Annotated in this window: 12 protein-coding genes; 7 read left to right on the plus strand and 5 right to left on the minus strand. The window is 62.2% G+C overall.

The window, feature by feature from the left end; genetic code table 11:
* Nucleotides 1-89: 89 nt before the first annotated feature.
* Both GO707_RS10725 and GO707_RS10730 read right to left on the minus strand, forming a co-directional pair.
* Nucleotides 90-1,028, minus strand: coding sequence for a ParB/RepB/Spo0J family partition protein (locus tag GO707_RS10725; RefSeq protein ID WP_114518382.1), 939 nt, complete (start codon nucleotides 1,026-1,028; stop codon nucleotides 90-92).
* Nucleotides 982-1,809, minus strand: a complete 828-nt coding sequence (locus GO707_RS10730; RefSeq protein ID WP_114518381.1) for a ParA family protein — start codon at nucleotides 1,807-1,809, stop codon at nucleotides 982-984. The genes GO707_RS10725 and GO707_RS10730 overlap by 47 nt, the downstream gene beginning before the upstream one ends.
* A gap of 600 nt (nucleotides 1,810-2,409) precedes the next feature.
* Between GO707_RS10730 and GO707_RS10735 the strand changes: the two genes are divergently transcribed.
* The 4 genes from GO707_RS10735 (at nucleotide 2,410) to GO707_RS10750 (ending at nucleotide 6,168) form a co-directional block, all read left to right on the plus strand.
* Entirely contained in the window at nucleotides 2,410-2,826 is a 417-nt protein-coding gene (locus GO707_RS10735; RefSeq protein WP_114540560.1) for a hypothetical protein, read from the plus strand.
* A 66-nt stretch (nucleotides 2,827-2,892) separates the two neighbouring features.
* Entirely contained in the window at nucleotides 2,893-3,807 is a 915-nt protein-coding gene (locus GO707_RS12940; protein WP_198161082.1) for a nitroreductase family protein, read from the plus strand.
* A gap of 141 nt (nucleotides 3,808-3,948) precedes the next feature.
* Entirely contained in the window at nucleotides 3,949-4,563 is a 615-nt protein-coding gene (locus GO707_RS10745) for a DUF1269 domain-containing protein (RefSeq protein ID WP_114540559.1), read from the plus strand.
* 372 nt (nucleotides 4,564-4,935) lie between these two features.
* The gene (locus GO707_RS10750; protein ID WP_114540558.1) at nucleotides 4,936-6,168 is read left to right on the plus strand and encodes an aminotransferase-like domain-containing protein; all 1,233 of its coding nucleotides are present in this window, start codon (nucleotides 4,936-4,938) and stop codon (nucleotides 6,166-6,168) included.
* A gap of 2 nt (nucleotides 6,169-6,170) precedes the next feature.
* Here GO707_RS10750 and GO707_RS10755 read toward each other — a convergent pair whose 3' ends face one another.
* The 3 genes from GO707_RS10755 to GO707_RS10765 all read right to left on the minus strand — a co-directional run bounded on the left by GO707_RS10755 (nucleotide 6,171) and on the right by GO707_RS10765 (nucleotide 9,318).
* The gene (locus tag GO707_RS10755) at nucleotides 6,171-7,286 is read right to left on the minus strand and encodes a helix-turn-helix transcriptional regulator (protein WP_114540557.1); all 1,116 of its coding nucleotides are present in this window, start codon (nucleotides 7,284-7,286) and stop codon (nucleotides 6,171-6,173) included.
* Nucleotides 7,287-7,504: 218 nt separating this feature from the next.
* On the minus strand, nucleotides 7,505-8,038 hold the full coding sequence (locus tag GO707_RS10760; protein ID WP_114540556.1) for a phosphatase PAP2 family protein: 534 nt from the start codon (nucleotides 8,036-8,038) through the stop codon (nucleotides 7,505-7,507).
* Between the two features lie 59 nt (nucleotides 8,039-8,097).
* A complete protein-coding gene (locus GO707_RS10765) occupies nucleotides 8,098-9,318 on the minus strand; it encodes an LPXTG cell wall anchor domain-containing protein (protein WP_114540555.1) in 1,221 nt (406 codons plus the stop codon).
* A 259-nt stretch (nucleotides 9,319-9,577) separates the two neighbouring features.
* Between GO707_RS10765 and GO707_RS10770 the strand changes: the two genes are divergently transcribed.
* From GO707_RS10770 to GO707_RS10780, 3 genes are all read left to right on the plus strand, one after another.
* Complete coding sequence (locus tag GO707_RS10770; protein ID WP_114540554.1) at nucleotides 9,578-10,039, plus strand: pyridoxamine 5'-phosphate oxidase family protein; 462 nt, start codon at nucleotides 9,578-9,580, stop codon at nucleotides 10,037-10,039.
* Nucleotides 10,040-10,108: 69 nt separating this feature from the next.
* Nucleotides 10,109-11,014 carry an acetamidase/formamidase family protein gene (locus GO707_RS10775; protein ID WP_114540561.1) on the plus strand — a complete coding sequence of 302 codons (906 nt, stop codon included), beginning with the start codon at nucleotides 10,109-10,111 and terminating at the stop codon, nucleotides 11,012-11,014.
* Between the two features lie 302 nt (nucleotides 11,015-11,316).
* On the plus strand, nucleotides 11,317-12,720 hold the full coding sequence (locus GO707_RS10780) for an APC family permease (protein ID WP_157013000.1): 1,404 nt from the start codon (nucleotides 11,317-11,319) through the stop codon (nucleotides 12,718-12,720).
* Nucleotides 12,721-13,017 lie beyond the last annotated feature (297 nt).

Consider the following 13,017-nt stretch of genomic DNA (forward strand, 5'->3'; position numbering starts at 1 on the left):
GGGTGTGGGGAGGGGGAAACCCGGAAAACGCCCTGGTTGCAACATATGCTGGATCAGGGCGCACGTCCCCCTTGGCCTGTCGGTGGGCCTCAGCGCTCGCGGGCGCGCTTCCTCTCGTGGCGCTCTAAGAGCTCGAGCGCCTTGACTATGCGGGCCTCCACGGTCTCCCTGCTCGTGCCGGGCTTGAAGAAACGCTCTATCTTCTCGCGGGGGATGCGGAACTGTTCCACCTGGTTGGGTTTGCGCTCGCCCATGATGGACGCCATGGCTTCTCGCGACAGCGCGCCCTGCTCCGAGAGCCTGCGCATCCTGATCGCCTGGGCGTGGGACGGCGTGCACGCCTCCATCCCCATGGCGTCGAGCAGGTCGTCCTGCTCCCTTTCGGACAGATAGCTGATCTCCACGGCGGGGCGCATGGCCATCGACCCGCCGTCCACCATGTCGAGCAGATCGGGGTTGAGGTGCGTGAGGCGGACGTAGCGCTGTACTTGGCTTTTGCTCTCCCCCGATTGTTCCGCCACAATGTCGCGCGAGCGTACGTTGGCCAACTTGTGCCCCACTGGGGCACAAGTCAAGTCGGAGCGGTACCCCTGCCGGCTCAGAGCGTCGATTTTCATCTTGTAGGCGAACGCTTTCTCGCTCGGCAACACGTTCTCGCGCTGGATGTTCGCGTCCACCATCGCGATGACCGCCTCGTCGTAGGTCATCTCCCGAACCACGGCGGGAAGGGCCTCCAGCCCCGCCATCTCGGCGGCGCGCTTGCGTCTGTGGCCGCTCACCATCTCGTAGCGCCCGTTCTCCTTCGGCCTCACGAGCGCGGGCACGAGCACGCCGAATCTGGAAACGCTCTCGGCCATGTCGCGCAAGGCGTCGTCATCGACGCGGAAGGGATGGTCCGGGAAGGGATCTATCATGTAGAGGGGGATGACCCCCACTTTCTCGCAGCCCACCTCGTCGCGCTCGGCCTGCGTGGTGAACAGGTCATCGAGCGACGGCAGGTCGATGGGTATCGCGCTTTCTCTGGGCATCTTCGAGCACCTCCTCCGCCAGCTTCGCGTAGGCCGCCGCGACGGGGCTTTTCGCGTCGTGTTGGAAGATGCTCTTTCCGTAGGCGCTCGTCTCCGCAGCCCTCACCGCCAAGGGCACGGTGGCGCCGAACACGCGCAGCGTCTTCCCGTAGCCTTCGCGCAGCGAGGCCTCGATCTGCTTGGCGAGGTTCGTCCTGCCGTCAACGAGCGTCAGCAGCACGCCCTCGATTTCCAAGTGTGGGTTGATCTGCCGCTTCACGCGCCCTATCGTCTTGACGAGCTGGGTCATGCCCTTCGCGGGAAGATACTGCGCCTGCACGGGCACGATGACGGAATCGGCGGCGGCCAACGCGTTGACGGCGAGCATGCCGAGGGACGGCATGCAGTCTATGAGGGCGTAGTCGTAGCCGTGCTTGGCCTCGTCGAGCCATGCTTTGAGCGTTCGCTCGCGGTTCATGGCGGTGACGAGCGCCACCTCTGTGCCCGACAGCTCGATGTTCGCGGGCATCAGGTCAACGCCCTCGGGGTGCTTCAATATCCCGGCATCGGGTTCCAGCGGCTCGTCGCGGGCGACCGCCTCCAAATGGGTCGCCAACGTGGTTTCCAGCTCGTCGGGATTGCGCCAGCCGAGCGATGCGGTGAGGTCGCCCTGCGGGTCGGCATCTATTAGCAGAACGCGCTTCCCGCTCATGGCGAGCGCCACGCCGAGGCTTGCGGCGGTGGTCGTCTTGCCCGTGCCGCCTTTCTGATTTGCTATCGCTACGACTTTGCACCTGCTCATAGGCGGTCTCCAATGGTTCGCAGGGCAGGTAGCGACGATGCGGCCACGAAACGAACACAAACGAAGCCCCTGTTGCATGGTCCGGCGGGGTCGAGAATGCGCACGTTCGTCAAAAGTTCGTCAAAAACGCGCGTTTCTCCTGTTTCCCGAACGGATGGAAAAACAAAGGCGTGTCGAAAAGTACGCCTTTGAACTGGTTTTTTGTGATTGTCTGTTTTGTGAGTTTCCTGAAAAATCGGGCGTGAAATTGATTGGGAAGCTTGGGCCTTACCACTTGGCGACGCCCGCATGCGTGAAGGGAATTATAGCGCACCTTTTCCCATTCGAGAAGAAACACATATTTCGACATGGTTGATCGGCCTTCCCGCAGAGGGCGCAGAGGGCGACTTTAGTCACCCCCCCCCCAACCCCAGACGTAGCCACTATCGGAACACGAGGGCGGACTAAAGTCCGCCCCTACGGGGTTTCGACGGCCCAGCAATAAAGCCTTCTCAGCAGCACGATATCAAGAGATGTTGCAGTTATGCCAGTTTAATAATTGTTTCATGCAACCATTTGTGCCCATGCTAAGGTGCCTGTCGAACAGCCAAGGAGGCACCTATGAGCAACTTCTTCCAAAATCTGCCCTACAAACTGGCGAACTTTATGGTCGGGCGCAACGGGCCGGATGCGCTGGCGCGCGCGGCGCTGTGGATGGGCGTGCTGTTCACATTCCTGGAAATCATTACCGGCCTGGGCATCTGCTCGCTTATCGGCATGGTGTTCCTGCTGTACTTCATGTTCCGCTGCTTCTCGCGCAATATTGCCGCCCGCGCTCGGGAAAACGCCCGCTACATCGCCTTGACGGCCAAACCGCGCGCTGCCTGGGCCCGTTTCAATACGCGGTGGGATCAGCGCAAGACGACCAAGTTCCTGAAGTGCCCGCAGTGTGGCCAGTCGCTTTCGGTGCCCAAGGGCAAGGGAACGCTGAAGATCACGTGCCCGAAGTGCCGCAACCAGTTCACGACGAAGTCGTAGAGAGCCAGTCCTCGGCTAAAATGCCAGCGGACTCACATCTTCGCGAACGCTTGAGAAAGGAATCTCATGGACGGAAAAGCTATTCACCGGTGCCTGCATGTGCTGGATTTGGAGAAGTCGATCGCGTTTTACGAGAAGGCGCTCGGCATGACCGAGATTCGCCGCATGGGGCCCGAGGACGGCTCGTGGACCAACGCGTTCATGGGCAATGCCACCTCGGGCTTCCAGCTGGAACTCACCTGGAACCGCGGGCGCACCGAGCCCTACGATAACGGCGGCCGCGACTCGCATCTGGCCTTCACCGTGGACGACTACGAGGCCGCCCGCGCATTGCATGAGGAGATGGGCTGCATTTGCCACGTGAACGAGGCCATGGGGCTGTACTTCATTGAAGACCCCGACGGCTGCTGGCTGGAGATTCTGCCGAACAAGGCCGAGTTCGCGCCTCAGGGCGGCGTGGATGTGCTAGACGCTATGGCGCGTCGCCGCAGCTTGCGCCGCTATTCCGGCGAACCGATCCCGCAGGCGCTACTCGACCGCATCCTGGAGGCGGGACTGCGCTCGGCGTCGGGACGCTCGCGGCGGCCGTGGGAACTCATCGTCGTGCACGACCGAGCCATGCTGGACGACCTGGCCGAATGCCGCGAACAGGGCGCGGCCATGCTCGCCGGAGCCGATGCCGCCATCGTCGTCGTGGCCGACCCGACTCTGGCCGACACCTGGGTGGAAGACTGCTCCATCGTCATGGCGAACATGCAGCTGGAGGCGGCAGCCTCGGGCGTGGGCAGCTGCTGGATTCAGGGACGCCTTCGCCAGGCGGCCGATGGACGCTCGACCCACGAGTTCGTTGCGAACCTCCTGAAGGTGCCAGCCCCCTACCAGCTGGAGGCCATCCTCTCTCTCGGCATGCCCGAAGCCGAAGCCCCGCGGCGCCCCTTCGATGAAGCGCTGCTGGGGAAGGTGCACGAAGAGCGCTTCTAATCATCAAGGGCGTCTCTGTTCGGTAACGGCGGGGCGCCCCAGGCGGTTCCCTTCTCTTTGGCGGCTATGATGCGACGCAGCTGCTGCTGCCTGAAAGCGGGACGGCAGCGCGCCCCTTGACCCGTAAACGAGAGGAACATCATGGAAAACGTGGTTATGATCACCTTCGACGTGGAAGCCCAGGCCTACCAGGCCTTCTCCCAGCTGAAGAACGATTCAGTGAACTCCGCCTACACCATCTTGCAGATGGCCGTGATTAAGAACGGGGACGGCAAGATCGTCCCCGTCGACGGCTTCGATTCCGGCATCGACTCTACCGACGACACCTGGACCGGCGGCCTTATCGGCAGCGTCGTGGGCATCCTCGGTGGCCCGCTCGGCGTGCTGCTCGGCGCCAGCATCGGGCTGCTCACGGGCAGCATCATGGACGCCAATGACGCCGACGACAACAGCTCGCTCATCCTGTACGGCAGCCAGGCGCTCGGCGAGGGCAAGACGGCCATTGTGGCACTGGTGCAGGAGAGCGACGAGAAGGCCTTCGATCTGCGCCTGGCCGACTACCGGTGCACCATCACCCGCTGGGACGCCGGCGAGATCGCCGACGAGGTGGAGCAAGCCGAAGAGCAGCAGAAGCAGCTGGCCAAGGAAGCCCGCGAAAAGCTGCGCGCCCAGAAGAAGGCCGATCGCGAGAAGGAGCGAGCCGAAAAGCGCGCCGCCATCCACCAAAAGTTCGAGGACTTCAAAGCGCGGCTGTAACGCGTGATTCCCACAGGGCGGCTTCGGCCGCCCTTCCATGTCCCAGCATTGCATGTGCCCGGGCAAGATCGTCAGTTCGGTATCCCTCGTCGCGCCTGGCGCCGGCAATATGAAGCGGTTTGGCATCTTCCCTCGCCGGCGCCCCCCATGCCGCGCCCCGGCCTCAGCGACACCCTAACCACAACATCATCCCAACCATACCGCTATCCCAACTCGCCGCCGAACTTTGCGCCCTAAGCGGAGCACTTCTACACGTAAGCCGAAATAATGGTTGCACACGGGCCGGTTCGTGGAAAAATGGAAAGGTACGCAAGTCAGTCAACGAACGCAACGCCATCGACGAAGCGCTTTCAACCGAGCGGAGGCAACACCATGAGCAACGAGACCATCGCGACCGAGACCACCGAGGCCGTCGGGGAACTCCCCATCGACGAGCTTCTGTCCGACGGCATCACCAACACGCCGCCGTCGTTCGTGCGCGCCATCTTGGCCGCCGCCTCCGACCCCGCGGTGACCTCCTTCGCTGGCGGCCTGCCCAACCCCATCTCATTCCCGCAGGAGGCGCTGCTGGAATCGATGCAGCGTGTGGTGGCCGAGCGCGGCGCTGACGCCTTTCAGTACTCCGCCACCGCCGGCATCGAGGGGCTGCGCGATTGGATCGCCCGCCGCTACAACAAGCGCTTCGGCACCGATTACACCGCCGACGACGTGCTCATCACCACCGGTTCCCAGCAGATCCTCGACCTTCTGGGGAAGGTGCTGCTGGACAAGGGCGACGGCGTCATCGTGGAGAAGCCGACCTATCTGGCCGCCATTCAGGCCTTCGCGCTGAACCAGCCGACCTTCCACGAGGTGGAACTGACCGAGGACGGCCTGAACATCGACGAGCTGAACGCGGCACTCGACGCCGGCGCGAAAATGATCTACCTCATTCCGAACTTCCAGAATCCCACGGGGCTCACCTACTCCGCCGAGGGGCGCCGCCAGGTGCGCGAGGCGCTGACCGGCCGTAACATCGTGGTCGTGGAAGACGATCCCTACGGCGAGCTGCGTTTCGAAGGCGAGTCGCTACCCTACATCGGCGGCACGGCGCTGCCCCACGGCGTCATCATGGGGTCGTTCTCGAAGACGGTCACGCCCGGCTTCCGCATGGGCTACATCCTCACCAAGGACCACGCGCTGCTGAAGGCCATCAACACGGCCAAGGAGGCGGCTGACCTGCACACCAACGTGTTCGCCCAGTACGTCATCTTGGATTACCTGGAGCACAACGACCTGGACGAGCACCTGGTGAAGATCCGCAATTTGTACCGCGACCAGGCCCGCGCCATGACCGACGCCATGGCCGAGTGCTTCCCGGCCGAGGTGTCCTTCACCAAGCCGGAGGGCGGCATGTTTTTGTGGGCAACGCTGCCCGAGGGCATCAACACCATGGACTTGTTCCCGAAGGCCCTCGAGCGCAACGTCGCCTTCGTGCCTGGCGAGCCCTTCTATGCTGAGCCGGGTGCTCGCTCCACCATGCGCTTGAACTTCACTAACGCCGATGAGGAGACCATCCGCGACGGCATCCGCCGCCTCGCCGAGGCCATCGCTGAGGCGCTGTAAGGCTACTGGCTCGGCTGGTCCTTCACGAAGGAGCCGACCGCGATGGCGGCCACGGCGCACAGCAGGCCGCCAATGGCCCACGCGAGCCAGAAATACGGCGTCCGATACTCGGGCACAAACAGCATGACCAAACCGGCAATAGTGGCGATGATCATGATGATGGCGCACAAGCCGCTCGCCAGCTGATCCTTGCGGCGCTTGCGCTCGATACGGGCCCGAGCGCGATCGATCTCGTCATCGGTCGCCTCGGGCACGCCGAGCAGCGAGCAGATTTGCTCGTCGGTGTACATCGCGCGCAGCGCCGCGGCGTCGGAGTTCACGATGAGCTTCCCCTCGTCGCTCTCGGCGATGGTCTGCTCGCGCGCGTCATTGTAGTTGGCGATGTTCAACCGACCCAGCATCATAGAACCGTAGACGATGCACCACACGCCCGCTGCAACGAGCCCCATCATAAGGGCAGCCATTTCTTCCTGAACGAACTCGCTGGCCCCCTCGGTCAGAGCAAGAGCCACAATGCCCGTGAAGATGAGCACGATGCCCGCAACAAGCAGCCACGCGAAGAGTCGCTGGGCGCGCTGACGGTCCTCCACCGTGTAGAAGTCCTGGATGAAGGGATGGCTGCGCTGGAACTCCGTGTGCTGGAAGGCGCCGGTGAGAATGAAGGCAAGGCCGATGGCGATGCCGGCGAACAGCGGTATGAGCCCAACGGCCTCCAGGGAAGGCGCCGAGGCCTCGGCCCAGCCGCCCCAGGCCATGAGCAGCGCCACTCCAGCGAGAATGGCGAACACGCCCCAGGCGATCTTCCACGCAAAGGTGCGCATGTGCTCGTCGTAGCCGCACACATCTTGAGGCGGCCCACCGGCGGCCTCGCGCAAGATGGCGGCACGCGCTTGCACAGCGGGGGTGGGCGCGCTGGTCGTCAGATCGCCCTGCACAAGGTCGTCCAACGTCACGTCGAAGATCTGGCACAGCTTCAGCAGCTTGTCCATTTCGGGATAGGACTTCTCGGCCTCCCACTTCGTGACGGACTGACGGCTGACGCCAAGCATGAGGGCCAGCTGTTCCTGGGTCATCGCATGGGTAGCGCGAAGATGTTGAAGGTTATCACGGAAGCTCATGGTGGGCCTACTTTCTCTGAACGAGGGAAGGCCGCTGCCCTGTGCTTTCGGGCGCCGCGAAGGAACCCGTGCCATCAGTCGTCGCCTTCCCCAAAGGACAAGTTCGGTTGATCAACAACGATCACTTTACCTGTCACGCAAGGTGCATTCTACCAACTTACGGCATCAATTTCCGCAACGCACAAGCGCCTTCTGGTTGCAAACCCCAGGTCAAGCCTTTAGAGCAGCGCCGCAAGAAAAGCAGCAAGCGCACCCGTAGCGGAGCCAATGAGGGCACCGGCAACAACGTCACGCGGAAAGTGCACGCCGCCGAGAACGCGGCAAACCGCGAGCACACCGGCCGCGACCAGCAGCACGACGGCAACGGGCACACTGGCCACGAACCAACTTGCCGCAATGGCGAAGGCCGAGAAGGTATGCCGACTCGGAAACGACTTACCCGCGCCATCGCGAGCAATGAGCGGCGCGATGGCGCAGCACTCGTAGGGCCGCGGCGCATTGAACCGCCTCCGGAAGAAACTCACTGCGACGAACCCCACGGCGGTGACGCCGACGAGGGGAACCAGCCTCCACGGATCGCTCACGCAGGCCCACCCGAGCAACAAAGCATAGACCACATAGAACACTATCACGATGCCGCGGTTGACGATGTTGAGCGCCCGAACAACGCCAGGGCGGCCCCGCAGGGGAGCCGCCCATTGCTCATAGCGTTGCTCGTAATGTTGTTCGCAGCGTGCCTGATTCGTTCCCACCGTTGTCGCTTCCTCTTACTGAAGATTGCCTCCCAGAGTGTACAACGAAGAAACGCGCGCTAACGGCGAATCTTGCGAAACGCCATGGCGGCCCCAACGGCGGCAACGCCACTCACAAGAAGGATCACGGCGAACACCAGGCCCTTCTCGTCGCCCGTCTGAGGAAGCGTCAGCACACCGTCTTTGGAAGCAGCCTCCGCTTCGGCGTGATTGGCATTCTCCGCCGCAGCCTCATCGATCACTTGGGTGCCTTGGCTGCCGCCGTTGGAAGTCGCTCCCGCGTTCGGCTTGCTCGCGTCCGAACCGCTGCCCGAGGAGCCGCCCGGCGTCCCCGGCGCGCTGCCCCCATCGCCCGTGACGCCGTCGGAGGGCCCGTCGGGCGTTGCATCCGGAGCCTCCGGCGCGACAGGATCACCAGGCGTCTCGCCCGCGTCCGGATCGTCGGGCGTCTCGGTCGATTCGGTTCCCACTTCAATCTCATCGGGTCGCACCACAGGACACGTGTAGACGAGGTTGATCTCGTTTTTCGAGGAGTCCATGTTCACGAACACGTCCTCGGGGTAGCTGCCCACATAGGCCAGACCATCAACGGGTTCAGTCGCCTCGGTCAGCTCATCGCCCGTTAGAACGTCGGCGAACAGCTCGTTGCTACGTACCTCGCTGCCCATCTTCGTGAACCCGACCGTATGATCGCCGATCGTCTCGACCACCGTATGGTTGTACAGCGGCATCGACCCTGAAGCGTCCAGCAAGGACGCCTCGTAGTAGTTCACCGTCACATCGCTGGACTGACGGAAGTAGTTCAGCCGAATGGCGTTCTTCGACGGGTCTTCCGAAACGGTCAGCTCACGCGGCCAGCCGTCGAAGAAGGCGAACCCGGGGTTGGTGCCCACATGATCCCATGCCTTCACCACATCGCCCGGCTTCAAGCCTTCCACCGTCGTGGTGCCGAGCAGACGCGTACCGGTCAGCTCAGGAACGCCCCAATCCTCGAGCGTCGGGTCGTCGTAGTGCACGAGCTCGAAATGGTAGATGGTGACCGTTTGCGTCGCCTCCTCATCGGCATTAGCGTCGGCACCGGTCTTCTCGCCGGCCGCCTCACCGCTGGCGGTCGCAGGGACCGCCAAGACCGACTCGTCAGTGCGGTCATCTTCCATGGCCATGGCCGGAAGCGGTGCCGCGGCAAGGGCAAGGGCGAGAACGCCGGCCATCACCGGCACGCCGAGGCGGCTTTTCAGCGCAGCACAAGATCGCGAAGCAAAAGTAAGCAGCGTTTTCACGTGAAACTCTTTTCAATCAGCGTCGGCCCGGGGCCGACATCGCTCATCTTATTAATGTCTAGTATATTGCTAGACTTACAGAGAAACTGTACTAAAAACGGGATAGGTATTCAATCACCTATCCCCAGGAAAAGCACGAGAATGCTCCCATTCCATAAGTTAAACATTGATGACTTTTCCGCATTGAATTGGCGATGCTCTCCTAAAGTTTCCCGCGCTATAATGCGGACAGCATCCACGAGCGTCGAAAGGGGCATCCATGCGCAGGAAGGACCGCGAGCAAAGCGAGGAATTCGGCTGGGACGTGCTTGAGACGTGCCCCTACGCCATACTTTCGACCACCGACGACGAGGGGCTTCCCTACAGCATCCCCGTGTCTCCGGCGGTGCTCGAGGGCGCCATCTACGTTCATTCCGCCAAGCACGGCACAAAGTCGAAGCTTCTGCGCGAGCACCCCGCAGTGTGCCTGGTAGGCGTGCGCGATGTCGTGCCGCTGCCCGAGGCGTACTCCACCGAGTATGCCAGCGCCGTGGTGCGCGGCACCATCGCCGAGGTGACCGACGACGCCGAGCGCATTGCCGCCCTGCACGCCATCGTCGAGCGCTACGCTGCCGAGAACCTCGCCCATTTCGACACCGCCCTGGCTGAGGAGCTTTCACACACGCTCGTGTGGAAAATCACCACGACCGAGATAACCGCGAAGGCCCGCCTGCACGAGTAATCTAAGAAGAGTATGATGGAACCCAGCGCGGCAAGGGGTCGCGCCATCACGCAAGCAGAGGAGGAAACCGTGCAAATCATCGAAGACAGGGTGTACGCATTCTCGAAGGACAATCCGCCGTGCTACACCGCCCAGCCGGGCGAGGTGCTGCAGTTCAACACGCTCGACTGCTTCTCGGGCCGCCTGACCGACGAAACCGTCACCATGAAGGACATGGACTTCTCCTACAACATCACCAACCCCGCCGCCGGCCCTGTGTACGTGGAAGGCGCTGAAGTGGGCGACGTGCTCGTCGTGGACATCTACGACATCCAGGTGGCCGACGAGGGCACCATCGCCACTGACGACCATTGCGGTCCTCTGTTCGAGGGCACCGATTACCGCACGAAGAAGATCAAGATCGAGGGCGGCATGGCCGACTTCAACGGCGTGCGCTTCCCCATCAACCCCATGATCGGCGTCATCGGCACCGCGCCAGACGAGGGGGCACCGGCCGATGGCTTCGTGGGCAACTACGGCGGCAACATGGACAACAAGCTCATCACCAAGGGCACCCGTCTCTACTTCCCCGTGCGCGTTCCCGGCGCGCTTTTGCAGATGGGCGACGTGCACGCCACCATGGGCGACGCCGAACTGTGCGGCACCGGTATCGAGATCGCCGCGCAGATCACCGTCCGCGTGAACGTGTTGAAGAACTTCGAGCTGCATTGGCCGGTGCTGGAAACCTTCGGCCCGGCGGGCAAGTGGTACGTGAACGCCAGCGCCCAGGAGTACAACGAGGCGCTCGTGTGCGCGTCGAAGGAGATGCAGCGCTTGCTCATGCGCATCACCGGATGGGACGCCGTGGAAACCTACATGTACATGTCGGTGCAATCCGACGTGGAGATCAGCCAGGGCTGCAAGCCCTGCGAGGTGCAGCTGTCCCTGCGCATCGGCACCCCGAAGCTGACCGAGTTCCCGCCGCTGGTGGGGTAGACGCCAGCACCCGCAACAGCACCCCCTCCGAGAGGCCGGCTCGCACGCCGGCCTCTTTCTGCTTTGCTGCTTTTTTATTCGTTTGACGTTCTCGCCTCGCCCCTCTTCCCCGCACTTCCCCCAATATCATGCCTATACAGGCGAGTTTTCCCTTGTTCTTGTCCTTTTACCTTGAGTCAAATGGTAAGCTATGGCCGCGCACAATGCGCAGGAAAGGGGAATCGCCCGACCCGTGTTGGGAGGGATCACGGGCCGCACGATTCACGAGGAGAAGACTTGGAAGGGATAGAGAGGAGACGTCTATGTCACAACCCATCCAAGAGCCGACTATCGGCCTCGGCGAGGACATCGAGGCGTTCGGCTACAAGCAGGAGCTGAGGCGCGGCCTTCAGCTTCACGACGTCGTTCTGTACGGCGTTTTGTTCATGGTGCTCATCGCACCGCAGTCCATCTGGGGCTCGCTGCAGGTTGATTCCGGTGGTCTGACCCCGCTCGTGTACATCATCGGATTCGTTGCCATCAGCTTCACAGCCCTGAGCTACGCCGCGATGTCCAGCAAGTTCCCCATCGCGGGCTCGGTGTACTCCTACGTGCAGCGCGCCATCAACCCGCATGTGGGCTTCATGTCCGGTTGGCTCATCCTGCTGGACTACATCCTGGTGCCCTCTCTTCTGCTGGTCATGGTCGCCAACTGGGGAACCACCCTCGTGCCTGGCTCGCCTTGGTGGCTTTGGGTGGTCGTGTTCATCGCTTTCAACACGTTTGTGAACGTGCGCGGCATCACCATGTCGAAGGGCGTTGACTGGATCATCTTCGCCGTGGAGATCCTGGCGCTCATCGTGTTCATCGCTGTGGGCTGCATGTATGTCTCCGGCGGCGGCGGCTACGGCGAGTTCTCCACCGAGCCGTTCTACAAGCCCGGCGAGGTCGACCTCCACTTTGTGGCCACGGCCGTATCCCTGGCCTGCCTGTCGTTCCTCGGTTTCGACGGCATGTCCACCCTGGCCGAGGAAACCTACAAGCCCGAGAAGAACATCGGCAAGGGCATCCTCATCGCGCTGTGCATCATGATCGTCGTGTTCGTGGCTCAGACTTATGTGGCCGCTCTCATTCTTCCCGACTGGGCGAATACCGATCCCGACATGGGCTTCTTCGATGCCTGCTACGCTGCCGGCGGTCTGCTGCTGCAGAACTTCATGCTGGTTATCAACATCGTCGCCATCGGCATCGCCAACATCATGAATGCCCAGATCGCCTCTTCGCGCCTGCTGTTCTCCATGGGCCGCGACGGCGTGCTGCCCCGCGTGCTCGGCAAGGTGCATCCCAAGTACCAGACCCCCTGGGTGGCCGCTATCTTCCTGGGCGCGTTCTCGCTGGTCCTCACTCTGACCGCCGGCCAGTTCGGCGGCATGACGGTGCTCGCCCCCATGGTCAACTTCGGCGCGCTGGCCTCCTTCATCGTTTTGAACTTCGGCGTGTTCTGGTACTTCTGGTGCAAGGAGAAGCAGCGCGGCGCCAAGGCCGTCTTGCGCTACCTCATCTGCCCCTGGATCGGTATCCTTATTCTGATCTACGTGTTCACCGGCTTCGATCTACTCACCTATGGCGTGGGCGTCAGCTGGTTCATCGTGGGCCTCATCATTGCCGCTGTCATTTCCAAGGGCTTCAAAGAAGTGCCCGACGCCTTCAAGAACCTGGAAGTGTAGCCGCTGTTCCTGCGGGCCTAACGGTTCCGAAAGGCATCCACCGATCCAGCAGCTTTGCCCGCCGTAGCGCACGGCATCTTTCGAGCCCCCGGCCATGTCGGGGGCTCTTCTTGTATACTAGGTTCGCCCCTCGAAACTCCCATCTATTTCCAATGCGCTGACCAGGAACTTCTTTGCGTTTTCCCAGATCAGTCTAGTAACCGCAGAATAGAAATAGATGGGAGTTTCGAGGGGCGAACCAGAAATAGATGGGAGTTTCGAGAGAACTCAACACCTCTGGACGCGCGAAAATGATGG

It is taken from the genome of Adlercreutzia rubneri, assembly GCF_009755265.1.
In the GTDB taxonomy this organism is placed as follows: Bacteria; Actinomycetota; Coriobacteriia; order Coriobacteriales; family Eggerthellaceae; genus Adlercreutzia; species Adlercreutzia rubneri.